Here is a 25025-nt window from a genome sequence, read left to right on the forward strand (position 1 = left end):
GTCAGCCGCGGACGGTTTTATGCATCGGTTCAGCGGTGATCGGGTACCCGAGGTCCGTCGGAATGCAGAGATGCGGAACGTCGTCGCGCGGCTCGACCCACGGCGTAATGGTGCGGATTGGATGACGGGCGGCGTGCGATACGGCTGCCGCGAAGCTGTCGAACAATGCCAGCCGCTCCAGATTGCGGCGGGTGGGGAAAATGATCGTCGCGGCGCCCCGGTCCGCCAGGTCGAGCACGTCTTGCGCGGTTGCCCAGAATACGCGGACATTCTCAGTGTCGTCGACGATCGGTTCGGGCGCGTCGACCGGAATCTCGGCCAGATAGAATCGCGCATCGAAGATCCGCGCCGGCGCATGCGACGGACACCATCGCGCGAACGGGACCAGGTCCGTGATCGACAGCGTCACATCGATGGCGGACAGCGCCTGTCCGAACGGAACGCCAGCCTGCAACGCGGCGCGCAACCCTGAAATCTCCGCCGCCGACAGTGGCGGCAGCCCGACCGGCACCCCGACTTCCTCCAGCGTCTCGCGGATCGCCGCGATCCGGCTCGCGCCGTCCTCCACATCGTCGCCAAATTGCTGCGCCAACACATGGTCTCCCGGATCGACCCGGCCACCGGGGAAGACCAACGCACCCGCCGCAAAGGCCATCGCGCGCGATCGCTCCACGAACAGCAGTTCGGGTGTCCCCGTGCGCTGCCGGAACAACACGAGCGTCGCCGCCGGGATCGGCACCGTGGCAGGCTCCGGCGTCATCGGAACGCCCAACGCAGCGTACTGGCGACACCGAAGGTACTCGCGCGCAACAGCGGCAGCGTTATGCCGGGCCGCTCCAGTCCATGGAGCGTCCGCGCCCACCCCGGCAGCAGATCGATCGCGGCTTGCATCGTCATCGCCTGGAATGGTCGCGCAGCGATCGATGGCGCCGGCTGGTTGAGCAGCACATCGGCAACGTCCCGAGTCCGCGCATCGACCCGGAGATCTTCCCGCATCCGGCGCTGGATCGCCTCCGCTTCGGCGCGGGTCGTCGGGATCGGATCGACCCCCAGCGGCTCCGCGATCCGCGCCATCTCGCGGACATAGCGGTCTTGGTCGGCGCGGCTCATGCCCGGCTCCCCATACCGTATCCAGCCGTCGAGAAAACTCAGCACTTCACTCACATGGACCCAGGCGAGTAAAGCGGGTTCGCTGGCGCGATACGGCGTACCGTCCGGAAGCGATCCGCCAATGTGATCATGAATGCGACGCACCTTCGCCAGCAGCGCGCGGGCATCCTCGGGCGCGCCGTAGGTCGTCACCGCGATGAAGCGCGCGGTCCGGCGGAGCCGCCCCTGCATGTCGTCCCGAAACCCTGAATGATCCCAGACTCCTGCAAGCACGGCGGGATGGAGCATCTGAAGCATCAGCGCAGTAACGCCGCCCACCAGCATCGACGTCACGTCGCCATGGACGCGCCACGCGACCGAGTCCGGCGGGAACAAGGCATCGGCACGCCGTACCACCGGCACCTCACCGCTGGACCGATCGTTGAAGACGGCACGAACCTGTCCGGCGATCAATCCTTTAAGCGGGCGGGCGAGACGATCGGCGGAGGACATCAACGGCATGATGCACGAACGAAGCACCCGCCGCTAGGCTCCCCACGCGAACCCGTCCTAGCGGAACCGGTGGCGGATGCCGTCAGGGATGTCGGAAAAATGCGTGGTGGTGGAGCTGAGCGGAATCGAACCGCTGGCCTCTGCAGTGCGATTGCAGCGCTCTCCCATCTGAGCTACAGCCCCGCACCACGCCCGACCGCCCCAGCGGAGCGTTCATTCTTGCAATATCATGGTTTGTGCACGGTGCAACGACAATGCGCCGCCGACCGTACGCAATTTTCAAATGCTTCACCGTGGCTGGACGACGATCCGCCCCGACATTGCGTCAAACAGCGGAACCGGTTTGCTTTTCTCCGAGTTTATTCCCCGTCAATGCGACGCGGCAAACGTCGCGCACCTTGATGCTCACTGTCTCAGGAGGACGTTATCATGGCTGATGAACGCTATTCCCGATCCTATTCGGACCGCCCCGGCAACCGCGACCAGAATGACCGCTACGGTCAGAGCGCATACGGCGACCGAGGAAATCCCTTTGGTGGACCCGACCGGCACGACGACTACGGACCGTCCGATCGAAGCGGGTATCAGGGACAAGGCGGTAGCGACCGATATGGCGCACGCGGATATGGCGACCGCAGTTTCGGACAGGAAGGCGGTGGCTACTATGGCGGCAACCGGAGCAGTGGCGATCGCTTCCAAAGCCAGAACCGCGACGGACGCGATAGCTACGGCCAAGGTGACCAATATGGCAATCGCGGTGGCAACCAGGCCTATGGTCGCCCCCAGCAAGGATATGGTCGCCAGCCCCAAGGTTATGACTATGACGACCGCGGCTTCTTCGATCGCGCGGGCGACGAAGTCCGCTCGTGGTTCGGCGACGACGAAGCTCAGCGTCGCCGTGAGTTCGATGCGCGCTACGACGACCAGCGCGGCGGCAACGAGCGCGGACATCATGACGAGAACTACGGCAGTTGGCGTCGTACGCAGATCGAGGCGCTCGATCGCGACTATGATGAATATCGCCGCGAAAACCGGTCGAAGTTCGAGTCGGAATTCGGGTCGTGGCGGAGCAATCGGCAGACGCAGCGCTCGTCCCTGTCGCAGGTCACTGAGCATATGGAAGTCGTCGGTTCGGACGGCGCGCATGTCGGCACGGTCGACAAGGTGCGCGGCGATCGCATCATTCTGACCAAGACCGATGCCGACGCCGGTGGACGCCACCACTCGATCCCATCGAGCTGGTTGCAGACCGTGGCCGACAAGGTGACGATCTCGAAGTCGGCAGAGGATGCAAAGGCGCATTGGCGCGACGAGGAACGCAACCAGGCGCTCTTCGGCGAGAACGACAAAAATGCGGGTGCAGCCGATGCGGACAAGAATAATGGCCCGCGCACGCTCAACCGGAGCTTTGGCGGGACCTACTGAAGTCCTTGCGACGTAAGTAAACTTCCCTGAACTTGGAAAGCCCCCTTCCCTGCCACCGCAGGGAGGGGGTTTTTTCGTTGCCTCAAGCTTCCTCAGGGCATACCCCCCGTTCGAAACACATGAAGGAGAAAGCCCCGATGCCCCGTTCCTGGACTTTGAAAAGCCGCCCGGCCGGCATGCCGAAGATGGACGATTTCGCGCTGATGGAGACCGCGTCGGCCAGCCTTGGTGACGGCGAAGTACGCGTCGCCAACCGCTGGTTGTCGGTCGATCCGTATATGCGCGGCCGGATGAACGACACGAAATCCTACGTCGCGCCATTCGCGCTCGGCGAGCCAATGCAGGGCGGCGCGATCGGCGAAGTCGTCGAGAGCAACGCCGACTCGGTCAAGGTCGGCGATATGGTCCAGCACATGCTCGGCTGGCGCGACGAGGCCGTGCTGCCCGCCGCGCAGGTTCAGAAGCTGCCGGATCTGGGTGTGCCGGTGCAACAGTTCCTCGGCATGCTCGGGATGCCGGGCATGACCGCATATTGGGGATTGCTCGACGTCGCTTCCGCCAAACCCGGTGAGACGGTGTTCGTGTCGGCAGCCGCCGGCGCAGTCGGCTCGACGGTGGTGCAGGTTGCCAAAGCCAAGGGCATGACGGTGATCGGCTCTGCCGGCGGCGCGGAGAAGTGCGCGTGGGTCAAGTCGTTGGGCGCCGACCATGTCATTGATTACAAGGACGGCACGTCACTGGTCAAAGCGCTCGGTGCAGCCGCCCCGGACGGGATCGACGTGTATTTCGACAATGTCGGTGGAAGTCACCTCGACGCCGCGCTCGCCCATGCGCGCGATGGCGCCCGGTTCGCGATTTGCGGGATGATCGAAGGGTATAACAGCGGCACGCCGACCGAACTGAAGTATCTGATGCGCGTGATCGCCGCGCGCATCCGCGTGCAGGGGTTCCTGGTCACGCCGTACTTCGCGCGCGCGACGGAATTCTACGAGGACATGGCCGCGATGGTGAAGTCGGGCGCGTTGACGAGCCAGGATACCGTGCACGACGGGCTGGACGCGACGCCTGACGCGTTCCTCGGCCTGTTCAGCGGCGGCAACACCGGCAAGATGCTCGTCCGCCTCTAAAACACCCTCTACGTCCCGGGGCGTTGCCGAATGGCGACGCCCCGGGTCTCAAACCTCCTCAGAGCGCGCCCGAAAACGTGTTGCAGGCATTCGGATCACCGCTTTCCATGCCGACACGAAGCCACTTCATCCGCTGGGCCGACGTGCCGTGCGTGAAGCTGTCGGGCACTACCCGTCCCTGCGACTGCTTCTGCAACGTGTCGTCGCCGATCGCGCGCGCGGCGGTCATTCCTTCCTCGATATCGCCGGGTTCCAAACGGTCACGGTTCTGCGCTGCCCATACGCCCGCATAGCAATCGGCCTGTAGCTCGAGCTTCACCGATGCCTGGTTCCCGGCGACTTCGTCCCCGCTGCGCTGGATACGCGAAACCTGGTCGGACGTGCCCAGCAGGTTCTGGATGTGATGGCCGAACTCATGCGCGATCACATAATATTGCGCGAAATCGCCCTTAGCGCCGAACCGGTCGGCCAGCTCCGCGAAGAAGCTCGTGTCGAGATAGACGCCTTGGTCGCGCGGGCAATAGAACGGCCCCATCGCGCTCTGCGCCGCGCCGCAGCCGGACTGACCGTTGCCGCCGTAGAACACGAGCTTGGGCTGCTGGAACTGCTTGCCCTCACGCTGGAAAATCGCCGCCCAAGTCTTGTCGGCCGAGCTGAACGCGTTGCACGCCGCCTTGCTCTCCGCGTTGAGCGAACAGCTCGACGCGACGTCGCTACCGGCCTTCTCGCGGCTGACCTGCTGGGTCGGCGCACCGACCTGACCGCCGCCGCCGAGCATCCCCAGGCCACCGCCGAAGAAGAACAGCACCGCCAGCAGGATCGCGACGCCGCCGCAGCCGAACCGGCTGAACACCATCGGCAGCAGGCCGAACAACAGCCCGCCGCCACCGCCGCCGCCGAAACCGCCGAAGCCGCTGCCGCCGCCCTGGCCGCGCTGGTCCTCGACGTTGATGTTGGGATCGAAATCATCGAGACGCATGGCGGGAGTATTCCGAAAGTCGTTGCCGTTGCGGCATGAATGCGCGGCGGCCCGGCTTGTTGCAAGTCGGGTTGGCGGGTTCGTTCTTTTGTGCGCCAAGCGTTGATCGCGCACCGCAACGCGCGCATGGCGGCGCCATGTCGAAAAGCGAATCGATCAAACCGAAACGGCGTGCGAAAGCGCTGCCCCTGCCCGAGTGCGTGGCGCTGGTGTTGCAGGGCGGCGGCGCGCTGGGAAGTTACCAGGCCGGCGTGATCGAGGGCCTGGCGTCGAGCGGGATCGAGATCGACTGGGTCTCGGGCATCTCGATCGGCGCGATCAACGCGGCGATCTTCGCCGGCAATCTGCCCGAGCACCGCGTCGAGAAACTCGCGAAATTCTGGGACGTGATGACCGGGGCGTTGCCGAGCTTCCCGATCTTTCCCGACGACCGGATCCGCGAGTTCCTGCATGAATGGTCGGCGGCGACCGTCCTCGCCGGCGGCGTTCCCGGGTTCTTCTCGCCCCGGCTCATTCCCCCGACCTTCGCGCTTCCCGGCACCCCCGAAGCGACGAGCTTTTACGACAGCGCCCCGCTGCGCGCGACGCTCGACAGCCTGATCGACTGGGATCTGCTCAACAGCGGCCGCGTCCGCCTCTCGGTCGGCGCGGTCGATGTGGAGAGCGGCAATTTCGCTTATTTCGATACGACCGAAATGCGGATCGACGCGCGGCACATCATGGCATCGGGCGCGCTGCCGCCCGGCTTGCCCGCGGTCGAGATCGACGGACGCCTATGGTGGGATGGCGGGCTCGTCTCGAACACCCCGCTGACTCACGTCCTCGAACATCAGAGCGGGGAATTGCTGGCTTTCCAGATCGACCTGTTCCCCGCCGCGACCGAGCGTCCCCGCACGATCATGGACGTTATGGCACGCGAGAAGGAAATCCGCTTTTCGAGCCGGACGCGTCAGGTCTCCGACCAGATGATGCGGGTCCGCAAGGACCGCGAACTTGCGCGACGCGTGCTCGACAAGCTTCCCAAGGAATTACTGGACGACCCGGACGTGATCGCGCTCGCAGCGAGCGCGCGCGAGGATCCGGTCAACCTCGTCCATCTCATCCACCGCGCCAACGCCTGGGAGGGCGGCAGCCGCGACTTCGAGTTTTCGGCGCGGACGATGCGCGAGCATTGGAACGCCGGAATGGCGGACGTCGCCAAGACGATGGAGAACGCACGCCTGATCGCGCACAACATCGAAACGGGCAAGAGCGCGGCGTTCGACCTGACGCAACCGGCTCCGACGCACCCCTTCTGACGCCCGCATTCAAGACATCCTGCTATCAATGACGGAGACCAAGGCCATGTTCCTCAAGGGCAAAACCGCGATCGTCACCGGGTCCACCTCGGGCATCGGGCTGGAATATGCGAAGGTCTTCGCACAAGAGGGCGCAAACGTCGTGATCAACGGCTTCGGCGCGCCCGAAGCGATCGAGGACGCGCGCGCCAAGCTGGAGGCCGCGAGCGGCGCGAAGGCGCTCTACGACCCCGCCGACATGACTCGCCCCGACCAGATCGCGGCAATGGTGAAGCGGTGTCATGAAGAACTGGGTGGCCCGGATATCATCGTCAACAACGCCGGCATCCAGCACGTCGCGCCGATCGAGGATTTTCCGGCCGATAAGTTCGAAGCGATCCTGCAGATCAACCTGCATTCGGCTTGGTACATGATGCAGGCTGCGGTGCCGTACATGAAGGCGGCAGGCTGGGGCCGGATCATCTCGACCGCCTCGGCGCATTCGCTCGTCGCGAGTCCGAACAAGTCCGCTTATGTCATGGCGAAACACGGCCTCGCCGGCTTGACCAAGACGATCGCGCTGGAAACCGCGACGCATGGCGTGACCGTCAACTGCATCTCGCCCGGCTATGTCTGGACCCCGCTGGTCGAAGCGCAGATCCCCGACACGATGAAGGCGCGCGGGATGACGCGCGAGCAAGTGATGGAAGACGTCCTGCTTGCGGCGCAACCGACCAAGGAATTCGTGACGGTCGATCAGGTCGCCGCGCTCGCGCTGTTCCTGTGCCGGGACGAGGCAAAGGCGATTACCGGCGCGAACTTGTCGGTCGATGGGGGATGGACCGCCGCCTGACCTGCCTGGGTCCCGGCGCCCGCACGGAAGTCCTTGGCATTGCGGGAATTGCGTGGTTGATGGGCGGTCCGGTCATCTCTCTGTGGAACTGCACATTATGACGTCCTGCCGGTGAACGGCCCCGCCCGCCTCTCGGGTCTGATCGCATGTACGATGGCGGGGGTGTCCGCCGGATGCGGGGGAACGGCGTCGGCCCGGCCGCTGCCCGTTCCAGCGGCGGATACCCAGACGGATCGTCAGACGGACTGGCGCCGCGTGGCCACGCCGGCCGACCGCGCACGCCTGCGATCCTGGCGTGGGGCCTGGATCGACGCCATGGCAAAGATCCGCGCCGCCGGGCTGATCGCCTCGATCGAAGCCGACCCGACGCTGTTCGATCCGGACCGCGCCCTGCCCAACCCGGTGCCGCCCGCCGGGCTCTATCGCTGCCAGGTCGTCAAACTGGGCGCCAACGGCACCGCGATGCGCGATCTGACGCGCTACCCCGCAGTCGATTGCCGGGTCGAAAGCGCGGAGGGGATCGTGCGCCTGTACAAGATCGACGGCGCGCAGCGCCCTTTCGGGACGCTGTACGAAGACTCATCGTCGCGCGCGGTGTTTCTCGGCACGATGGTGCTGGGGGACGAGCACCGCCCGCTGGCCTATGGCAAGGACGCCAACCACGACCTTGCCGGGTACGTCGAGCGGATCGAACCGCAACGCTGGCGTATGGTGCTCCCGTGGCCGCGGTTCGAATCGCTATTGAACGTCGTCGAGATCGTTCCGGCGCGATAACACTCGGGCCGGGGGCGTCCTCGCGACGGAAACGCGGCCCGAAGACCGCGCCGCCAGGTCAGGCTGGCTTGGCCCCGGGGGTACCGCATTTCGCGAACTTGCCGTTGAGGCGGCACTTCGTTGCCTTTGGCGCGACGGTAGGGCACTTCATGAACCGTCCCTTGGCGTCCTTGCACGGTGCCGCCACGGCGGGCGCGGTGCCGGCTGCAAACGCCAGAACGGACGCCGCCAGAATAAGCTTACGCATACAGACTCTCCAACACGCTCACGGCCCGTACACGAGCCAGGCGCGAACCTACGCCGCATGCGCGCAACGTCAATTGACGATTATGTCATCCGTCAGCCGTTCAGTGGGAGGGTAAAGACGAACCGCGCGCCCAGCCCTGGCCCACTGTCGACTCGCACGTCCCCACCCATCGCGCGCGCCAGCCGTCGTGCGATGTAGAGGCCCAGCCCTGATCCTCCCGCCTCGCCGGGGTCGACGCGTTCGAACTTCGCGAAGATCCGCGCCTGATCGTCGAGTGCGATGCCCTTGCCCTGATCCCCGACGATGATGGCGGCGAGATGCGCGTCGCGCTCCGCCCGGATCCAGATCGTCCCGTCGAGCGGTGAGTAACGGACCGCATTGGCAAGAAGGTTGACCAGAACTTGCAACGCCCGCCGCGCATCGCCCGTCGCCATCAGGCTTTCCGCGGCAGCAGGCACATCGATCTGCACTCGCGCCGACGACGCCCGGAGCCGCAACAACCCGGCCGCCTGGCGTGCGACATGGGCAAAGTCGATCGGCTGGCGCACGACCGTGAAACCGGGCTGTTCGATCGCGCGCAGGTCGATCAGATCGTCGACCAGCCCGATCAAATGCCGCCCCGCGTTCGCAATGTCAGCGGCATAATCCGCATAATCCTGGCGCAGCGGCCCATCGGATTGCGCTCGGATCGTTTCCGCCGAAGCGATGATCCGGTCGAGCGGTCCCCGTAGCGTCCGATCGAGCCGCGCCGCGATCCCGTCCGTCAGCGCGTCCAGATCGCTCCTGACATCCGACGTCGACAGCGCACCGGTCCGGGCCGCACCCGACGGGTCCACATCCTCGGCGTATCCGGCGAACCCGGCAAACTCGCCGCCTGCGTCGAGCCGCGGCACTGCCGAGAGCAGGACCGTCTGGCCGGTTTGGCGCACGATCGCGCGTTGCCGAACGAAGCGTTCGCGCGCCGCGAGACCGCGCAGGATCGGAAACACTCCGGCGTCGTCTTCCGCCAGCACGAACAGCTGTGTCAGCGGGCGTCCAAGGGCGGCCTGCCCGTCCACGCCCATCGCTGCGCTTGCTCTGCCCGACAAGGCGGTCAGCGACAGGATCGCATCGGTTTCCCATTCCCACTGCGCGGCACTGCGCAGGAAGTCGGCCTCGCGTGTTTCGTGCAAAGCATCCGATTGCCACGGGGAGCGGGTACGCCACCCGACCAGAATAAGATCGACCCCGCCACGCACACCAGCCGGATCGGTGATCGGATCGGCGCGGACCCACAGGTCCAGATCCTCGGCACCATCCGCGACGACCACCGTCCGCGCGACCGGAATCGCCAACTGCAGCGCGAGCCGCACCACCGTGTCCAGCCCCGGGATCGCCAACGGCATGCCGGTCTCCCCGCCCGCCCGCGCGTTGAGCGAAAGCAGCCGGCGGTCCGCCGCGATCAGCCGTCCTGCGCGATCGAGTGTGGCGCGTACGGTGGTTGGCGGTACCGGGTCGTCCAGGCTCACCCGGGCAAATCCCACGATGGCCACGCCCCGTCCATACCCCGAGCGAGTGCGGTCAGCGCCGCGCGATAATCGCGATGGAGCAGCAGGGGCGCCAGCGCTTGTCGCGCCACGGCGCCGTCGGTCGCCATAATGGCGTCGAGCACCGCGACGAACCCGTCGATGTCGCGCCGCGGGTCTGCCTCGGCGAGCGCCAGACCGACCCGCGCAATCGCCGCCCGATCGAGGCCGAGCGCGCGCAGCACGAGCCACAGGCGCACACCGCTCGGATCGAGCACGATCGCGCGCATGTCGGCGTACGACAGCCCGAGTCCGTCCGCCAGCAAGGCGATGAACAGCGACAGGCGCCGGTCGCGCAACGCCTCGATCAGCCAGCGAGCCCGTTCGCTCGAACTGGGGTCGAGTGCCCGGGCCAACCGCATCGCCACTGCGTCGAGCCTGTCTCCGTCGACATGAGCATCGATCGCGTGGAGCGCCGCCTCGGCCAGCGCCCGGTCCAGCGCCGGTACGGCCCCCGCGCCGACCTGGCCAATGCCCATGCGCAGCGCTGCCGCGCTCCACCAGACCAGGTGGCGGTGCAGGTCCGCCGGCAAGTCACTCGACCCACGCGCGCCGACCGGCGCGACGCCGCGGCGGCGGCTTTCCGCGGCGAGCAGCGCTGCCGCTGCTGCGCTTACCGACGAGTCCGCATGATACAACAGTCGCGGCAGGAGGCTTGGCCGATCGCGATCCTCCGGAGCGTGGGGCGGTAAGGCGTCGGCGATGGCGTCCTGCTGGACTCGCCCGATCACTTCACGGATCAACGCCGGGTCGCGAAGCAACCCGCTGGCGTTCAGCCGTGCAAAGACGGGCGTGCCGTTCGTGATGAGGCGTTCCGCCAGGGACGCTGCGTCGCGCAGCGTGAGCAAGCGCGCGGCCTGCACGCGCAAGACCGTTTCGACCTCGCCGGCAAGTTGGGCGAGCACCGCCCGCACACGGAGACGGGTGCGATCATCCAGCCGGACGGCATCGTCGAGGAACACGTCGGCAATCGCGCCGCCCAGCCGCTCCTCCGCGGTCGCCGCGGCGTGGACGGCACGGGCAAGCAGCGTCGCGACCCCATCCTCAGCTCCCCTATCCATGCTGCGTCCATCGCTCCACATGGGAGCGACTTACGCCGTTTGCTCGGACGGCGAGACTACGGCTTTTGCCGAAAAGCCTCGATCGCGGCCGCAAGTGTCCCAGCGCCGTACAGTGCGGCCCCCGCCAGGCCGACGAGCGGCCATCCGAGGATCACCAGCGGCAGCAGGATCACGAGATAGGCAGTCGGACTCGCCCACCACCGCCGCAGCAACGCGGGCAATGCGGCACGTTCGAGCAAAGCCCCTGCAACGACCAGCGCCCCGGCCAGCGCCGTGCCGGCGACCGGATCGGCGCGCACCCCGATCGCCAGCACCGCGCCGGCGACGATCGCGGAGCGGGCGTGCGTCGCGATCGCCGCGATCCGGTTCTCCTCCCGGACCCACCCCAGCGCCGCGGCGATGCTCACCCCGACCAGCGCCGCAAAGGCAAGCAGCAGCCCGATCACGGGGTGTTTTCCAAGAATGCCGATCAAGGCCCCGACACTCAGCGCCCCGGCAACCGCGAGCGGCACGATCGTGGATATCAGCCGCGCCATCAGCGGCGGCAACGCGACCCGGACGAGCGGTGCCAGCAGGAACCGTTCGGCCCAGCGCACCGGTTTCGCCACCAGCGCCGCAACGGTCGCGGTCCCGCGCCGGATCAGCGCGTCGGCGCTGCGTTCGATCGCATGCTTGGGCGCATCGCGGGGATCGAGCCGCACCTGCTCCGCGCCCGCCTGCGCCGCCACGCGCAACAGCGTCGATTGGAAATCATAATCCCGCGGCATCGCGGCGACTTCGCTGACGCGCTTGCAATCGAGCAGCGCAAGTCCGGCCCACGCCGCCTTGGCACTGACGCGTTCGTAACGGTGATCGTCGGGATCGCAGATCACCAGCGTGTCGTGGCCCGCGGACGCGAGGCTCTGGATGATATCGCCGCTCGTCACCACGCCGTCAGCAACGACAAGCACGCGCGCCAGCGGGTGGAGCTTGGCGACCGCATCCTGCGCGGTACGCACTGCATCGACCAGCCCACCGCGCCGCCCGATCCGACCGATCACGCCGAGCAATTCGGGCGTCATCCGCGAGACGACGAGGATGATCTGCGTCGCCCCCGCCGCAGCGAGCAACCGCGCCTGGAATTCCACCAGCGTCAATCCGCCGAACGGCAAGGTGGCCGCAAGCGTCCCTGGCCGATCGTCGGCGTCTTCGGTCGTGAAAATCAGTCCTGCCAGCATGGACGCGCTGTTACGGCGTTCGGAACAGCTTGGCAAAGGCCGCAAGCCCCCTGCCGAACGGCGAGCGGCCGAAAGGCAAGGGATCGAAAGATCGCCAGGCAGCCCGGGAGGGACCCACACGACCTGCAGAACGGCGCGTTACAGCTGCTCGACCGCGCGACGCAAACGCCGCATCAGTGCCGGGTCCTGTACCTCGCACGCCGCCGCCTCGGTCGCGATCGTCATCAGCCGAACCGCACCGAAGCTCGCCGCGAGGCCGCGTAACCGCCATGCGGCACCTTTCCATTCCGCTTCGTCCACCGCACACTCCAACCCGTGGAGCCCACGTCGAACGCTTTCGAGAAACGCGATCCGCAATTCCGCGATCAGCAGGGGTTCGTCGCCCACCGCCGCCGCCAGCGTCGCATCGATTGCACCAGGTTCATACGCCATGATTCGGACCGTATGGACGAAGGACTTAATGTTGGGTTTCGCTATTCGCTTTGCGTCTGCGCTTTTCATGATAAACGAGCCTTATGAACGGGGGTTCTCGCATCATCGATCTTCGGCCCAATCATCGTCCGAAACCCGGCTACCCGCCGCACGGCGATCTGCTGCCCAACCCGCAAGCCCTGTCGTCCGACGCGGAAACCGTGCCCATGCAAAATCTGTCCGATTCCGCCACGTTCGTCGACGCCGAACCCGACGCCGACCCCGACAACGTCGAGGTCGATGTTCCCGGCAAGCCCTTCCCGTGGCTGATGGTCACTGGTTTGGTTCTGTCGCTGGCATGGCTGGTTACGATGCTGCTACTGTCGGCGCCGTCCCTGCCGCGGATGGGCGCCCCCGAACTGGTCAGCTTCGTCGCTGGCCTGTGCGTGCCCCCGGCCTTCATCGGAATTCTGCTCCTGCTTGCGCTGCGCACCAGCACAGCCGAGGCACGCCGCTTCGGGCGCACCGCACAGGCGATGCGCGCAGAGGCCGCCAATCTGGAGCGCACGATCGATCGCCTTTCCACCCGGATCGACGATCACCGGATCCAGCTTAGCGAACAGAGTGAACGGCTCGACACGCTCGGCAATACCGCCGTCGCAAGGCTCGCGGGAGTCGGCGGTGGCATGCGCGACCATATTGCCTCGGCGGAGTCGCACGCGACCACGCTCGCCAAGGCTGCCGAGAATGCGCAGACCCGGCTCGATGTCCTGCTGGCGCTGTTGCCGCGCGCGCACGGCGAGACCGATGCGCTCGCGCAATTGCTCAAGGCGACCGGGGTGACGGCGACCGAGCATGCCGCCGCGCTCGACGCGCAACTGGCGGCGCTCGCTGAACGCGGCCGCGAAGCGGATGCCGTCGCCAACGGTGCCGCCCAGAAGCTCGCCGCGCACATCACGCGGATGGAAGCGACCAGCGAAACGGCCGGCGCCCGGCTCGAGCGGGTTACCGGCGACATGTCGGTCGCGGTCGACGGACTGCTCGGGCGTACGGCCGACGCGATCGACGAAGCACGCCGCGGGATCGCGGCACAGGGCGATGCGTTGCTCGCGATGCTCGGCACCAACCAGGCCGCGCTCGAACGCGTCGCGCATGACAGTGCCGATGGCCTCGCCGCGCGCATCGTCGAGATCGAGGGATTGATCGAGCATGTTGCCGCCCGACTGAACGAACAGCGCGGCACGGGTGGCGAGATCTTCGCCGAACTCGACCACCACATTGTCCACGTGTCTGGCCGCTTCGACGCGTTGCATGCGCAGGGGATCGACCGCAGCCAGGCGCTCGCTGCGTCGATCAGCGCGCTCGGCGGCTCCGCGCATGCGATGACCGAAGCGTTGCGGATGGGCGATACCGTCGCCAGCACCGCGATCGAGACGACCGAGCGTCTGTTGCTCGCGCTCGACGCCGCCGCGCGTGAAATTGACGAGACCTTGCCGGACGCCCTGACCCGCCTTGATACCAAGGTCGGCGACACCCGCCGCCACGTCGGCGCGACCAAGCCCGAACTGCTCGCGCTCGTCACCGCCGCGGAAAGCACGCACGACGCGATCGAAGCGATCGCGCACGTCGTCGCCACGCAGCACGACACGGTCGAGAAGCTTGCGGGCACGTTGATCGACACGCTCAGCGACGGCAAGCTCAAGGCGGATGCCCTCGGGCAGATGGTCGACGACACGATCGGCCAGACCAACCGCTTCGCCGACGAAGCCGCGCCGCGACTGGTGGAAGCGCTGCTGCGGGTCCGCGATACCGCCAATGCCGCCGCGGATCGCGCGCGTGAGACGCTCGCCAGCGTCATCCCCGACGCCGCGCTCGCGATCGAACAGCATAGCGCCGCCGCCGTCGAGCGCGGTGCGACCCATGCCGTCCAGCAACAGCTCGCCGCGATCGCGGCAGCGGCCGATGCCGCAGCGGATTCGGCAGCGCGGGCGTCCGAACGCCTGACCGAGCGCGTCACCGCGCTGGCCAACGCCTCCGCAGTCCTCGAAACGCGGTTCGAGGACGATCGTCTGCAGCGAGCCGAAGCCGACCAGAATTCGATGACGCGGCGCGTATCGCTGCTCGTCGAGGCACTCAATTCCGCGTCGATCGACATCGCCAAGACGTTTTCGGCGGACGTCTCCGACAGCGCGTGGTCAGCCTATCTGAAGGGCGACCGCGGTGTCTTCACGCGCCGCGCGGTGCGGTTGCTGGATACGACCGATGCGCGCGAGATCGCCTATCTGTACGACGAGGACGATGCGTTCCGCGAGCATGTGAACCGCTATATCCACGATTTCGAAGCGATGCTTCGCGCGATCCTGTCCGGTCCCGACGGGTCGCCGCTCGGGGTGACGCTGTTGTCGTCCGACATGGGCAAGCTTTACGTCGCGCTGGCGCAAGCGATCGAGCGACTGCGGACCTGAGACGGTCCGAGGCCCGCCGCCGTGCGGGTCGCCTAGATCATCCGATCCGTCTGCCGAACCCTTGCCGCCGCGGGGTGACGGGGTTGGCTTCGGCCTCGAGAATGGCGAGGCTCCGCTCGAACATCTGCCGAAGTGCGGCGACATCGGCCATCGCCTCGTCGGGCGTGTCGCGGCTCTCCACGCAGTCCCGCGCGACGGTTTCGATCTTCTCGGCCAGCGCGCCCAGCGGCTCCGCACCGAACTGGCGGGCTTCGCCTTTCAGCGTGTGGGCGGGGATCACGATGGCAGCCGCGTTCTGCGCGCGCATCGCGGCCTCGATGGCGAGCACGGACTTGACGCCATCCTCGCGAAAATAGCCGAGAATCCGCACGAAACCGCCGCCAAGTTCGCTACGTGCGCGGGCAAACACGACCCAATCGATCAGGCTTTTGTCGTCGTGTGGCACCTTCGTCTCCCCCAAACACGTCCGCCGCGGACGCGAAGGTCATGACGTCGATGTAGGGCGATATCGTAAACGACCCGTTGACACGCCGCGGAACGGTAGACGGAAAACGGCGCTTCTGGTTGTTCCGGCAACAAAAAACCCCGCCCCCTGGAAAGGGAGCGGGGTAATCGGGACATTCCGACGACGCCCCTGCCTGAGGAGCGGCGTTAGCGGATCAGATCAGCAACCGTTCTTCCGGTTCTGGGCAGCATCATGCTTCTTGTCCATGCTACGACCGAGCAACGCACCGCCGACACCGCCAGCAACCGTGCCGAGCGTACCGCCGCCAAGAACGTTGCCGAGAATTGCGCCACCTGCGCCACCGGCGATCGTGCCGGTCGTGCCGCTGCTGCGCTTGCAATCCTGGTAACGACGCGAGTCACGGCCGCGATAGTTCCGTCCGCGGTCACGATAGTCGCGGTCACGATAGCCATCGCGATATCCGTCGCGATCGCGATCCTGCGCCGCGAGGACCGGACCAGGAAGCGTCACCGCAGCCACCATCAGCGCCATCATAAACTTCTTCATCGTCTTGTCCTTTGACTTTGAACCCTGTGGCCGAACAACCAACGACCCTTGCGAAAGTTCATTTGCCCGTCTTCGGACTAACCCCGCATGAACGCTGCGAAGCGATCCATCCAGTCGGGGTGCCACCGCGACAGGGCTGGTCGGTTTTCGACGAGATCGCCCGCCGCCCACAGGATGCGCTTGCGATCCTGCTCCGGGCTGGTTTCGTTGTCGGGACAGAGCAGATAGAAATCGCCCGCCGCAATTCCGTCGAGCATGAAGGCAACGACCTCATCCGCGGACCACGCCCCGGCGGGCTTGTCCGGTGTGCTGGCCGCCGTCATCCCGGTAAAGGTGAAGCCTGGAATCAGCAGATGTGCGGTAACGCGGTCCCCGGACCGCTGCCGAAGCGTGTGCGCCAGACCTTCCGTCAACGCCTTCACCCCTGCCTTGCTGACGTTGTACGCCGTGTTGCCCGGTGGTTGGGTGATCCCCTGCTTCGACCCGGTGTTGATTATGATTCCCGGCCGCTCGCTATCGATCATGGCAGGGACGAAGCTCTGGACCCCGTGCACGACACCCATGAGGTTCACGCCGAGCACATGTTCCCATGCCGAAGGATCCGCCAGCACGTCGCCCCCGGCGCCTACGCCCGCATTGTTCATCAGGACCGAAACCGCGCCATATTGGTCGGCGATCGTAGCCGCGAGCGCCTCGACCGCGACCCGATCCGCAACGTCGACCGCCATGCCGACCACCTCGCCCCGGAGCAGCGCGACCGCCGCCTCGAGCGCTTCGCCCGGTCGATCGACGATCACGACGCGCAATCCAAGGCCGACGAACGCTTTCGCGGCGGCAAGCCCGATCCCGCTCGCGCCGCCGGTCACGACGGCAAGGTTGCCCGATGCCAGCGCGGTCATTGATTGTCGTCCAATTTCAGATACTTGCGAACAGGTCGTCCGAAGCCTTGCGAGCCGTTTTCACACAGTGTCATCAGCAATCTCCCTGTCCGGCGCCACGTCACGGCCGTTGCCTTCGATCGCCCAATGTTCCGCCGCCCGAAGGGTTGCCGTCGCGCGGTGATACGACACCTTGTTGCGCTCAACCGTCGGTCGGTACGACCGCGACGATATCGAGCGCATAGCTCCGCCAGCCGCGCATCTTCGATGCCTCCCCCGCCGCCGCGGTCTTGCGCTTCGCTTCGGCAAGCGATTTGGTGTGGCCCCAGAAAACCTCGCTCTTGCCATTCTCGAGCGTCGCGACGATCCGCCAATAATGCGTGAACGCGGTCGTGGTCGGCCCGATCGTCTTGACGTACCCATCGGGGAGCGTTGCGGTGAGGTACGTGCGTTTCTTGGCCATGAACTACTCGTTTGAACCTCGTGCGGTTTCCCCGCGAAGGCGAAGATCCAGAGTTACGAATGCAACGCCCGACAACCCTGGGCTCCCGCCTACGCGGGAGAACCGGAGCGCAGCCGCTCCGCATGCCAGGCGACATGCTCCGCCATGAAGGTCGAGATGAAATAGTAGCTGTGGTCATACCCAGGCTGCATCCGCAGCGTCAGGTCGATCCCTCCCTCCTCACACGCAGCGCGCAGCAGTTCCGGACGAAGCTGCTCCGCCAGAAAATTGTCCGCATCCCCCTGGTCGACCAGCAACGCGGACACCCGCGCACCATCCTCGATCAGCGCAACCGCATCATGCGCGCGCCACGCCGCACGATCCTCCCCAAGATACCCGCCGAGCGCCTTCTGCCCCCACGGCACCTGCGACGGCGCGACGATCGGCGCCAACGCCGAGACGCCCGCAAAGCGATCCGGGAAGGTCAGTCCGATCGTCAACGCGCCATGCCCGCCCATCGAATGCCCCATGATCCCCTGCCGGCCCATGTCCGCCGCGAACGTCTCGCCGATCAGCGCCGGGAGTTCCTCGGTGACATAGCTCCACATCCGGTAATGCTCGGCAAACGGTGCCTCGGTCGCATCGACGTAAAACCCCGCGCCCAGCCCGAAGTCATACGCCCCGTCCGGATCGTCCGCCACGCCCTCCCCGCGCGGGCTGGTATCGGGTGCGATGAGGATCACGCGGTGCGCGGCGCAGGCCGCGCGGAATTCGCCCTTTTCGGTCACGTTCGCCTGCGTACAGGTCAGCCCCGAGAGGAACCACAAGACCGGCAGCGTCTCGCCCTCGGCATGCTCCGGCACGAACACCGAGAAGGTCATCTCGGTGCCGGTCGCGGTCGAGGCGTGGCTGTAGACGCCCTGCACCCCGCCATGCGCCTTGACCTCGGACACGGTCTTCACCGCCGCCATCAGAACAGCACCACGCTGCGGATGCTCTCGCCCGAATGCATCAGGTCGAAGCCCTTGTTGATCTCGTCGAGCGTCAGCACGTGCGTGATCATCGGGTCGATCTCGATCATCCCGTTCATGTACCAGTCGACGATCTTGGGAACGTCGGTCCGCCCCTTCGCGCCGCCGAACGCGGTCCCGCGCCAGTTGCGCCCGGTCACGAGCTGGAACGGCCGCGTGCTGATTTCCTTGCCCGCTTCCGCGACGCCAATGACGATCGACGTGCCCCAGCCGCGATGGCATGCCTCCAGCGCCTGCCGCATCACGGTCGTGTTGCCGGTGCAATCGAACGTATAGTCCGCGCCGCCATCGGTCAGCTTGACCAGATGCGCGACGAGATCGCCGCTCACATCCTTCGGATTGACGAAGTCGGTCATGCCGAAGCGCCGGCCCCATTCCTCGCGGTCCGGGTTGATGTCAACGCCGACGATTTTCGCCGCGCCTGCGAGCCGTGCGCCCTGCAACACGTTGAGCCCGATCCCGCCGAGCCCGAACACGATCACCGTATCGCCGACTTCGACCTTGGCGGTGTTGACCACCGCGCCGACGCCCGTCGTCACGCCGCAGCCGATGTAGCAGCTCGTCTTGAACGGAGCGTCCTCGCGGATTTTCGCGACCGCGATCTCGGGGAGGACGGTGAAGTTGGAGAAGGTCGAGCAGCCCATATAATGGTAGATCGGCTGGCCCTTGTAGCTGAAGCGCGTCGTGCCGTCGGGCATCAGCCCCTTCCCTTGCGTCGCGCGGATCGCGGTGCACAGGTTGGTCTTGCCGCTGAGGCACGACTTACACTGGCGGCATTCCGGCGTGTAGAGCGGGATGACATGATCGCCCGGCTTGACCGAGGTGACGCCCGGCCCGACTTCGCGGACGATCCCGGCGCCTTCATGCCCCAGCACGCTCGGGAACAGCCCCTCGCTGTCGAGCCCGTCGAGCGTATAGGCGTCGGTATGGCAGATGCCCGTCGCCATGATCTCGACCAGCACTTCACCCGCCTTCGGGCCTTCCAGGTCGAGTTCGACGATCTCGAGGGGCTTCTTCGCTTCGAACGCGACGGCGGCACGGGTCTTCATGGCATACTCCGGTGTCTGGGCCTGGCGCTTATAGGCCGGCCTTCCATTGCATAAAGCGCAGAGTGGCCGAACGGTCCCCCCAAATGGTCCCTAGGCTACGCCAGCTTGCCCGGATGCCCGAGGCGCACGTCGTCGCTGTCGAACGTCCGAACGCTCGTCAGATAGTGATAGCCCGCCCAGAAGCCGGTCAGCGACAGTGCGAGCAAAGCATAGCGCAGCGACTCCGCATTGCTCCCCAGCCGCGGTGCGAGCGTGTCGCTGATCCAGCCGACGACCGTCGGCGCGACGATCAGATTGCACACGTTGGCGGCGAGCAGGCTGATCGCCATCCCCTGCGCGCGCATCGTCGGCGGCAGGAAGTTGAGCAGCAGCGCCATCGTCGGCCCCATGTAGAGATAGACGCACGGGATCACGATCCACAGCATCGCGGTCGCCACGCTCAGCGAATGCGTCCAGAAAATCAGGAAGGACGGGATCGTCGACACGATCACGATTGCAGCGAGGAACCACGCGATCCGCTTGACGTCCTGCATCTGCGGCAACGCCAGCAGCGCGCCCGTCGCGATCGTCGCCAGTGTGCCTGCCCAGAAATAGATCGTCCCCAACCGCGCGCCCGCTTCCGAGGTCGACAGGCCGTAAGCGCGCTCGAAATACGTCTGCATCCAGAACAGCATCCCCCAGCCCCACAGGCAGATCACCGCGCCCGCCGCATTGATGTGCCACGCCGATCGCTGGGTCCACAGGAAGCGGCACGTCTCGACGAAGGTGGCGGCGTCGTCCGTACGCCCGCGGAGTTCGAACCGTCCGCGCACCGGTTCGCGCACCGTGAAAAGGATGACCGCGCCGAACAGCACGCCCGGCACGCCGAGCGCGATGAACGCTGCCCGCCAGCTATGGAAATGATCGACGATCGCACCAGCGACGCTCGAACCCAGCCACGCGCCAAGCGGCAACCCCAGCGCCCACAGGGTCAGCGCAAACGCGCGCCGACCCCGTGGAAAGTTGTCCGCGATGATCGACGTCGAGGGTGGCGTGCACCCCGCCTCGCCGATCCCGACCCCGATCCGCGCCAGCAGGAACTGCCAGAAATTGTGCGTCAGCCCGAGCAGCGCGGTCATTCCCGACCAGGTCACCAGCGCGACCGCGACGATGTTGCGGCGGTTGCCGCGATCGGCATAGCGCGCGATCGGCAGACCCGCGATGATGTAGAAGAACGCCAGCGACACCCCCGTCAGCCAGCCGACCCCGGTATCGCTCAGAGCGAATTCCTTGCGGATCGGCTCGAGCACCGTCGATACGATATAGCGGTCCGCGATGTTGAGCGCATAGACCAGCGCGAGGATCGTCACGACATACCAGCGCGCAGGGGACAGGGTTGGCGTCGTCTCGCTGTTCAAAAACCGTTCTCCGCTGTCACCGTGCAAGTCCGCTCCCTTGTTCGTGCAGGCGCGGTTCCGCAAGAGGGAGACCGCCGTTGCGCCGCTACGCCGGAATGACGCCATCCGCCGCAAGATCGTCCAGATCGCGCGCCGTCAGGCCCAGTGCCGCGCTCAAGGCTTGCCGCGTATCGGCCCCGGCGCGCGGCGGCGCGCGGTCGTAGCGGGCGGGCGTTTCGGAAAGCTTGACGGGAAAGCCGACGACCCGGAGCGGCGTGCCGTCGTCACGGTACATCGTCTGCACGCTCGACCGATCCGCGACATGCGGGTCGTCGAAGACTTCCGGCACGGTCTGCACCTTGCCCGCCGGAAGTTTGGCGGCTTCCATCGCGTCGACCAGATCAGCGACCCGCCACCGCGCGACGGCCGGGCCGATCACCGCGTGCAGCGCCGCGCGGTTTAGGCTGCGCAACGCAACGCTTGCGAAGCGAGGGTCCTCAACCAAAAACGCCAGCCCGAGGATCGCGGCGAAATCGCGGAACTGCCGGTCGTTCCCCAACGCGACGACGATGTCGCCATCGGCGCAGGCATAGTCGCGATACGGCACGATATCGGGATGATCGTTGCCCAATCGCCCGGGCACCGCACCCCCGTTGAGATAGCGCGACGCCTGGTTCGACAACAGGCTGAGTTGCGTGTCGAGCAGCGCGCAATCGATATGCTGGCCCTCCCCGGTCGCATCGCGGTGGCGCAACGCCGCCAGGATCGCGACCGTCGCATAGGTGCCGGTGAACAGGTCGATGATCGGCACGCCGACCTTCATCGGCCCACCACCCGGGACGCCATCCGGCAAGCCGGTGATGCTCATCAGCCCGCCCATCGCCTGGATCAGGAAGTCGTAGCCGCCTTTGTCCGCATAGCGCCCGGTCTGGCCGAACCCGGTGATCGAGCAATAGACCAGTCGCGGGTTGAGCGCGGACAGCGTGGCATAATCGAGCCCGTATTTCGCCAGCCCGCCGACGCGAAAATTCTCCACCAGCACGTCGCTCTGCTGCACCAATCGACGGATCAGTGCGGCGCCTTCCGGCTTGGCGAGATCGATCGCGAGCGACCGTTTGTTGCGATTGGCGCACAGGAAATAAGCGGAATCGCCCGATCCGTCATCAAGCGCCGGGCCACCCCAACGGCGCGTATCATCCCCCTGCCCCGGCTGCTCGATCTTGAGGACTTCGGCGCCGAGATCCCCCAGCATCTGCGTCGCCCACGGCCCTGCCAGGACCCGCGAGAGATCGAGGACCTTGATGCCTTGGAGGGCGGCGGGAGTGGATGGACCGGGAGGTGGCACGCTGGACATGCCGGCGGTGCTGCCACGAAAAAGGGCGGCATGCGAGGGGGGAGAGCGTTTCCCCTTCCGCTACCCCCGACACGACTGCGCCCTTCAGAGCCGGATCGTCCGCCCCTCGCGCGCGGATCGATAGATCGCCTCGACGATCCGCATGTCGCGCAGGCCTTCCTCGCCCGACACGATCGGTTCCTGCCCGCGCCGCACGCTTTGCGCCATGTGGTCGAGTTGTCCCGCGAACTGTGTCTTCGCCGGGCCAGGCGGCGGGACGATCTTGCGCTCCCGGCCATCCTTGCCGGTCCACATTTCGTTCCCGTCATAGCGCGTCGCCGGTTCGAGCTCGATCCGCCCGGTGTCCCCCATCAGTAGGATGCGGTTCTGGTTCGCGCTATACATCGACAGGCAGCCCGCCATCGCGCCAGACGGGAATTCGAGCGTCCAGTCGATCATGTCCTCGACCTCGGTGAAGCGCGGGTCTCGACGATCCGTGGATTCACGCGCGGTCACCGCGACCGGCTCCTCGCCGGTCATGTACCGCGCGGCCTGAAGGCTGTAGATGCCCATGTCCATCAGCGACCCGCCCCCCGACAAGGCGCGCTTGAGCCGCCATTTCGTGGGATCCCGCTGAACGAACCCGTGTTCCGACCGGACATAGCGGATCTTGCCCGCCGCGCCGCTCCGCGCGAGCCGCATCGCCTCCAGATTATGCGCTTCGAAATGGCAGCGATAGCCGATCATCAGCTTGCGATCCGCCTTGCGGCACGCGGCGATCATCGCCTCGCATTCGGCGACCGAGATCGCCATCGGCTTCTCGCACAGCACGTGCTTGCCCGCCCGCGCGGCGCGGATGGTATATTCGGCATGCATCCCGTTGGGCAGACAGACATAGACGATGTCGACGTCGGGATTGTCGCGGATCGTGTCGAAATCGGCATAAGAGTAGATCGCCTTGTCCGACAGACCGTGTTCGCGCGCGACACGTTGCGCCTTTGCGCGATCGCCGCTGACGACCGCTGCGAGGCGGCTATGCGTGCAGTTGACGAATTGCGGGATGATGACGTTGAGCCCGTAATACCCCAGCCCGACGATCGCATAGCCAAGCGGACGATCCGTCGCGGCACAGGCCGAGCCTCCAGGAGCAAGCAGCAGCGCGGCCGAGCCGAGCAGAATATCGCGACGCCCGATTTCCATGACGATCCTTCCTCAATGACGAAAGCGCACTCAGTGCGCGAGCGTACGCCCGTTCCAGCCGAGCGACTGCGCGGTGATCGCGAGTTGCGTGCGGTTGCGCACCTTCAGCTTGCGCATCAGGGCCGTCATGTGCGCCTTGACCGTCGCCTCGGCGATGCCGAGATCGAACGCGATCTGTTTGTTGAGCTGGCCCGAATAGACCCCGTCGAGCACCTTGCGTTGCGTCGGGGTCAGTAACGCAAGCGGCGGCAACGCCGCGGTCGCCTCAATTGCCGGCGCTTCTTGACGATTGGTCTTCACACAACCTCTCCCTGTTGATCCACCTGACGATGCAAGCAGTGCACGGCTGGCCCCAACCGCCCGTTCGAGTCCCGTTTTCGGATCCTTCGTTCGTCAGTCTAGGCAAATTGGTTGGACAGACTCAACCGTCTATTGCAGCCTGACGCCAGAATAGTCGCAATTGTTGCCGATTTAACGCAAACGTTGTCGTACAGGTCGGTCATCAGAATGTGCGACTGCAAGAGCGTTGCTCGCCATCCAGTGCCTGCGCTACCCTGCGTCCCACATGCAGAGAGAAAGCAAGCGATGAGGGAGGGGCGGCTGGCGGACCGGGCCTATGCCGGCATCGTTGAGATCATCGACACCGACAATCTTTCGGTCGGGGATCGCTTGCCGTCGGAAGCGCGGCTTGCCGAAATCTTTGGCATGTCCCGAACGATCGTCCGCGAAGCGCTGGTGCGGCTTGCATCGGATGGCATTACGGAAGCGCGGCGCGGTGCGGGGTCGTTCGTCAAGAGCCGCCCGTCGAACCAGCTGATCGCCTTCATGCCGATGGACCACATGTCCGCAACGCTTGGCACCTATGAGGTACGGTTCGTGCTCGAAGCGGAAGCGGCCCGGCTCGCCGCGACACGGCGGTCGACCGATGAAATGGCGCAGATCGAGGACGGCCTGCACCAGCTCCGCACCGCCTTGTTGTCGAGCGCACCCGCGCATGACGAGGATATGGAGTTCCACCGCCGAGTCATGCTCGCGACCGCCAACCCCGCGTTCCTCGTGACGTTCGAAGCGCTGTTCGCCGACGTCGACCGGATCATGCGGGCGGGCGTCGACATCTCCCGCTCGCGTCCACCTGAAGTGATCGGCGCGATGCTGCGCGAACATGAGATGATCGTCGCGGCCATTCGCGCGCAGGATGCAGACGGCGCCGCCCTGGCGATGCGCTGGCATTTGTCGGAGGGCCGAAAGCGGCTGATGCCGTGAGCCTTTACGATGTCGAAAGAACGTAACGGCCTCATTCAACGGGATAGAATTTCCGATAGGCCGGTCGGATGCGTGGTCGGGAACGAACCACGCCGCATTCCTGTTTGTTCTCAAAGTCGGAATTCCGAGTGTCGGAAAGACGGAATGCCCGTTGACATAAGACAGGAAACGACGGAAATACGCGGCGTTGCGGGTGTAGCTCAATGGTAGAGCAGAAGCTTCCCAAGCTTACGACGAGGGTTCGATTCCCTTCACCCGCTCCATTCCCAAACAACGGTTCCTCGCCGCGCCCGCGCTGATTGATGGGCATGCACGGCAGACGCTCCAGCTTCGAGCCACGCGCTCGCGCTTTTGGCTTGCTTGGAGGCGCCAAACACCGTCAGCTTCCTTTCCGATACGATCGATCGCGAGAGGTCCAGCAATGTCCAATCCAATGAT

Annotated in this window: 25 protein-coding genes and 2 tRNA genes; 8 read left to right on the forward strand and 19 right to left on the reverse strand. The window is 65.9% G+C overall.

The annotated features are described in order from the left end of the window. Window position 1: 1 nt before the first annotated feature. The 3 genes from QBJ92_RS04910 to QBJ92_RS04920 form a co-directional block, all read right to left on the reverse strand. Window positions 2–760: an NUDIX hydrolase gene (locus QBJ92_RS04910; RefSeq protein ID WP_277968574.1), complete on the reverse strand. Its 759-nt coding sequence runs from the start codon at window positions 758–760 to the stop codon at window positions 2–4. After that, window positions 757–1602, reverse strand: coding sequence for an oxygenase MpaB family protein (locus tag QBJ92_RS04915; RefSeq protein ID WP_277968617.1), 846 nt, complete (start codon window positions 1600–1602; stop codon window positions 757–759). Before QBJ92_RS04915 ends, QBJ92_RS04910 begins: the two co-directional genes overlap by 4 nt. A 107-nt stretch (window positions 1603–1709) precedes the next feature. Continuing rightward, window positions 1710–1785 (reverse strand) — tRNA-Ala (locus QBJ92_RS04920). 246 nt (window positions 1786–2031) lie between these two features. Between QBJ92_RS04920 and QBJ92_RS04925 the strand changes: the two genes are divergently transcribed. Continuing rightward, window positions 2032–3027 (forward strand): DUF2171 domain-containing protein, encoded by a 996-nt coding sequence (locus tag QBJ92_RS04925; RefSeq protein WP_277968575.1) that lies wholly within the window; start codon window positions 2032–2034, stop codon window positions 3025–3027. A gap of 137 nt (window positions 3028–3164) precedes the next feature. Further along, complete coding sequence (locus tag QBJ92_RS04930; RefSeq protein WP_277968576.1) at window positions 3165–4154, forward strand: NADP-dependent oxidoreductase; 990 nt, start codon at window positions 3165–3167, stop codon at window positions 4152–4154. Window positions 4155–4212: 58 nt separating this feature from the next. On the opposite strand, the gene ypfJ is transcribed toward QBJ92_RS04930, so the two are convergent. Beyond that, a complete protein-coding gene (gene ypfJ, locus QBJ92_RS04935; protein WP_277968577.1) occupies window positions 4213–5133 on the reverse strand; it encodes a KPN_02809 family neutral zinc metallopeptidase in 921 nt (306 codons plus the stop codon). Window positions 5134–5270: 137 nt separating this feature from the next. Here ypfJ and QBJ92_RS04940 point away from each other — a divergent pair, with 137 nt between their 5' ends. The 3 genes from QBJ92_RS04940 to QBJ92_RS04950 all read left to right on the forward strand — a co-directional run bounded on the left by QBJ92_RS04940 (window position 5271) and on the right by QBJ92_RS04950 (window position 8037). Further along, window positions 5271–6431 (forward strand): patatin-like phospholipase family protein, encoded by a 1161-nt coding sequence (locus tag QBJ92_RS04940; protein ID WP_277968578.1) that lies wholly within the window; start codon window positions 5271–5273, stop codon window positions 6429–6431. Window positions 6432–6477: 46 nt separating this feature from the next. Next, window positions 6478–7263, forward strand: a complete 786-nt coding sequence (locus QBJ92_RS04945) for a 3-hydroxybutyrate dehydrogenase (RefSeq protein WP_277968618.1) — start codon at window positions 6478–6480, stop codon at window positions 7261–7263. A gap of 255 nt (window positions 7264–7518) precedes the next feature. Then, window positions 7519–8037 (forward strand): DUF4893 domain-containing protein, encoded by a 519-nt coding sequence (locus QBJ92_RS04950; RefSeq protein ID WP_431358366.1) that lies wholly within the window; start codon window positions 7519–7521, stop codon window positions 8035–8037. Window positions 8038–8095: 58 nt separating this feature from the next. Here the strand turns inward: QBJ92_RS04950 and QBJ92_RS04955 are convergent, their stop codons facing one another. From QBJ92_RS04955 to QBJ92_RS04975, 5 genes are all read right to left on the reverse strand, one after another. Continuing rightward, complete coding sequence (locus QBJ92_RS04955) at window positions 8096–8284, reverse strand: hypothetical protein (protein WP_277968579.1); 189 nt, start codon at window positions 8282–8284, stop codon at window positions 8096–8098. 92 nt (window positions 8285–8376) lie between these two features. Next, entirely contained in the window at window positions 8377–9792 is a 1416-nt protein-coding gene (locus tag QBJ92_RS04960; RefSeq protein ID WP_277968580.1) for a sensor histidine kinase, read from the reverse strand. After that, window positions 9789–10910 (reverse strand): DUF2336 domain-containing protein, encoded by a 1122-nt coding sequence (locus QBJ92_RS04965; RefSeq protein WP_277968581.1) that lies wholly within the window; start codon window positions 10908–10910, stop codon window positions 9789–9791. Before QBJ92_RS04965 ends, QBJ92_RS04960 begins: the two co-directional genes overlap by 4 nt. Window positions 10911–10966: 56 nt before the next feature. Further along, window positions 10967–12127, reverse strand: coding sequence for a hypothetical protein (locus QBJ92_RS04970; protein ID WP_277968582.1), 1161 nt, complete (start codon window positions 12125–12127; stop codon window positions 10967–10969). A gap of 138 nt (window positions 12128–12265) precedes the next feature. Beyond that, entirely contained in the window at window positions 12266–12559 is a 294-nt protein-coding gene (locus QBJ92_RS04975; RefSeq protein ID WP_277968583.1) for an Hpt domain-containing protein, read from the reverse strand. 83 nt (window positions 12560–12642) lie between these two features. Between QBJ92_RS04975 and QBJ92_RS04980 the strand changes: the two genes are divergently transcribed. Continuing rightward, window positions 12643–15003 (forward strand): hypothetical protein, encoded by a 2361-nt coding sequence (locus tag QBJ92_RS04980; RefSeq protein ID WP_277968584.1) that lies wholly within the window; start codon window positions 12643–12645, stop codon window positions 15001–15003. A 37-nt stretch (window positions 15004–15040) separates the two neighbouring features. On the opposite strand, the gene QBJ92_RS04985 is transcribed toward QBJ92_RS04980, so the two are convergent. The 10 genes from QBJ92_RS04985 to QBJ92_RS05030 form a co-directional block, all read right to left on the reverse strand. Further along, window positions 15041–15448 carry an Hpt domain-containing protein gene (locus tag QBJ92_RS04985; RefSeq protein WP_431358367.1) on the reverse strand — a complete coding sequence of 136 codons (408 nt, stop codon included), beginning with the start codon at window positions 15446–15448 and terminating at the stop codon, window positions 15041–15043. Between the two features lie 219 nt (window positions 15449–15667). Continuing rightward, on the reverse strand, window positions 15668–16015 hold the full coding sequence (locus QBJ92_RS04990) for a glycine zipper 2TM domain-containing protein (RefSeq protein WP_277968585.1): 348 nt from the start codon (window positions 16013–16015) through the stop codon (window positions 15668–15670). Between the two features lie 77 nt (window positions 16016–16092). Then, window positions 16093–16914: an SDR family NAD(P)-dependent oxidoreductase gene (locus tag QBJ92_RS04995; RefSeq protein WP_277968586.1), complete on the reverse strand. Its 822-nt coding sequence runs from the start codon at window positions 16912–16914 to the stop codon at window positions 16093–16095. A gap of 181 nt (window positions 16915–17095) precedes the next feature. Further along, window positions 17096–17356: a hypothetical protein gene (locus tag QBJ92_RS05000; RefSeq protein ID WP_277968587.1), complete on the reverse strand. Its 261-nt coding sequence runs from the start codon at window positions 17354–17356 to the stop codon at window positions 17096–17098. Window positions 17357–17445: 89 nt separating this feature from the next. Continuing rightward, a complete protein-coding gene (fghA, locus tag QBJ92_RS05005; protein ID WP_277968588.1) occupies window positions 17446–18306 on the reverse strand; it encodes an S-formylglutathione hydrolase in 861 nt (286 codons plus the stop codon). Beyond that, window positions 18306–19415: an S-(hydroxymethyl)glutathione dehydrogenase/class III alcohol dehydrogenase gene (locus tag QBJ92_RS05010; RefSeq protein ID WP_277968589.1), complete on the reverse strand. Its 1110-nt coding sequence runs from the start codon at window positions 19413–19415 to the stop codon at window positions 18306–18308. Before QBJ92_RS05010 ends, fghA begins: the two co-directional genes overlap by 1 nt. 95 nt (window positions 19416–19510) lie before the next feature. After that, a complete protein-coding gene (locus QBJ92_RS05015; RefSeq protein ID WP_277968590.1) occupies window positions 19511–20812 on the reverse strand; it encodes a spinster family MFS transporter in 1302 nt (433 codons plus the stop codon). Window positions 20813–20897: 85 nt separating this feature from the next. Further along, on the reverse strand, window positions 20898–22145 hold the full coding sequence (locus QBJ92_RS05020) for a CaiB/BaiF CoA transferase family protein (protein WP_277968591.1): 1248 nt from the start codon (window positions 22143–22145) through the stop codon (window positions 20898–20900). Window positions 22146–22229: 84 nt separating this feature from the next. Then, the gene (locus tag QBJ92_RS05025; protein WP_277968592.1) at window positions 22230–23324 is read right to left on the reverse strand and encodes a Gfo/Idh/MocA family protein; all 1095 of its coding nucleotides are present in this window, start codon (window positions 23322–23324) and stop codon (window positions 22230–22232) included. A 30-nt stretch (window positions 23325–23354) separates the two neighbouring features. Next, window positions 23355–23624, reverse strand: coding sequence for a response regulator transcription factor (locus QBJ92_RS05030; protein ID WP_431358368.1), 270 nt, complete (start codon window positions 23622–23624; stop codon window positions 23355–23357). Window positions 23625–23909: 285 nt separating this feature from the next. Between QBJ92_RS05030 and QBJ92_RS05035 the strand changes: the two genes are divergently transcribed. Both QBJ92_RS05035 and QBJ92_RS05040 read left to right on the forward strand, forming a co-directional pair. Beyond that, window positions 23910–24587, forward strand: coding sequence for a FadR/GntR family transcriptional regulator (locus QBJ92_RS05035; protein ID WP_277968593.1), 678 nt, complete (start codon window positions 23910–23912; stop codon window positions 24585–24587). Window positions 24588–24776: 189 nt separating this feature from the next. Further along, window positions 24777–24850 (forward strand) — tRNA-Gly (locus tag QBJ92_RS05040). The last annotated feature ends 175 nt before the right edge of the window (window positions 24851–25025 follow it).

The organism is Sphingomonas echinoides (genome assembly GCF_029623395.1).
Lineage (GTDB): Bacteria > Pseudomonadota > Alphaproteobacteria > Sphingomonadales > Sphingomonadaceae > Sphingomonas > Sphingomonas echinoides_A.

Excerpts from the sequence above, each read along its gene's own strand:
- QBJ92_RS04910 (WP_277968574.1), bottom strand. The coding sequence starts at position 760 with ATGACGCCGGAGCCTGCCACGGTGCCGATCCCGGCGGCGACGCTCGTG.
- QBJ92_RS04915 (WP_277968617.1), bottom strand. The coding sequence starts at position 1,602 with ATGTCCTCCGCCGATCGTCTCGCCCGCCCGCTTAAAGGATTGATCGCC.
- QBJ92_RS04925 (WP_277968575.1), top strand. The coding sequence starts at position 2,032 with ATGGCTGATGAACGCTATTCCCGATCCTATTCGGACCGCCCCGGCAAC.
- QBJ92_RS04930 (WP_277968576.1), top strand. The coding sequence starts at position 3,165 with ATGCCCCGTTCCTGGACTTTGAAAAGCCGCCCGGCCGGCATGCCGAAG.
- ypfJ (WP_277968577.1), bottom strand. The coding sequence starts at position 5,133 with ATGCGTCTCGATGATTTCGATCCCAACATCAACGTCGAGGACCAGCGC.
- QBJ92_RS04940 (WP_277968578.1), top strand. The coding sequence starts at position 5,271 with ATGTCGAAAAGCGAATCGATCAAACCGAAACGGCGTGCGAAAGCGCTG.
- QBJ92_RS04945 (WP_277968618.1), top strand. The coding sequence starts at position 6,478 with ATGTTCCTCAAGGGCAAAACCGCGATCGTCACCGGGTCCACCTCGGGC.
- QBJ92_RS04955 (WP_277968579.1), bottom strand. The coding sequence starts at position 8,284 with ATGCGTAAGCTTATTCTGGCGGCGTCCGTTCTGGCGTTTGCAGCCGGC.
- QBJ92_RS04965 (WP_277968581.1), bottom strand. The coding sequence starts at position 10,910 with ATGGATAGGGGAGCTGAGGATGGGGTCGCGACGCTGCTTGCCCGTGCC.
- QBJ92_RS04970 (WP_277968582.1), bottom strand. The coding sequence starts at position 12,127 with ATGCTGGCAGGACTGATTTTCACGACCGAAGACGCCGACGATCGGCCA.
- QBJ92_RS04975 (WP_277968583.1), bottom strand. The coding sequence starts at position 12,559 with ATGGCGTATGAACCTGGTGCAATCGATGCGACGCTGGCGGCGGCGGTG.
- QBJ92_RS04980 (WP_277968584.1), top strand. The coding sequence starts at position 12,643 with ATGAACGGGGGTTCTCGCATCATCGATCTTCGGCCCAATCATCGTCCG.
- QBJ92_RS04990 (WP_277968585.1), bottom strand. The coding sequence starts at position 16,015 with ATGAAGAAGTTTATGATGGCGCTGATGGTGGCTGCGGTGACGCTTCCT.
- QBJ92_RS04995 (WP_277968586.1), bottom strand. The coding sequence starts at position 16,914 with ATGACCGCGCTGGCATCGGGCAACCTTGCCGTCGTGACCGGCGGCGCG.
- QBJ92_RS05000 (WP_277968587.1), bottom strand. The coding sequence starts at position 17,356 with ATGGCCAAGAAACGCACGTACCTCACCGCAACGCTCCCCGATGGGTAC.
- fghA (WP_277968588.1), bottom strand. The coding sequence starts at position 18,306 with ATGGCGGCGGTGAAGACCGTGTCCGAGGTCAAGGCGCATGGCGGGGTG.
- QBJ92_RS05010 (WP_277968589.1), bottom strand. The coding sequence starts at position 19,415 with ATGAAGACCCGTGCCGCCGTCGCGTTCGAAGCGAAGAAGCCCCTCGAG.
- QBJ92_RS05020 (WP_277968591.1), bottom strand. The coding sequence starts at position 22,145 with ATGTCCAGCGTGCCACCTCCCGGTCCATCCACTCCCGCCGCCCTCCAA.
- QBJ92_RS05025 (WP_277968592.1), bottom strand. The coding sequence starts at position 23,324 with ATGGAAATCGGGCGTCGCGATATTCTGCTCGGCTCGGCCGCGCTGCTG.
- QBJ92_RS05035 (WP_277968593.1), top strand. The coding sequence starts at position 23,910 with ATGAGGGAGGGGCGGCTGGCGGACCGGGCCTATGCCGGCATCGTTGAG.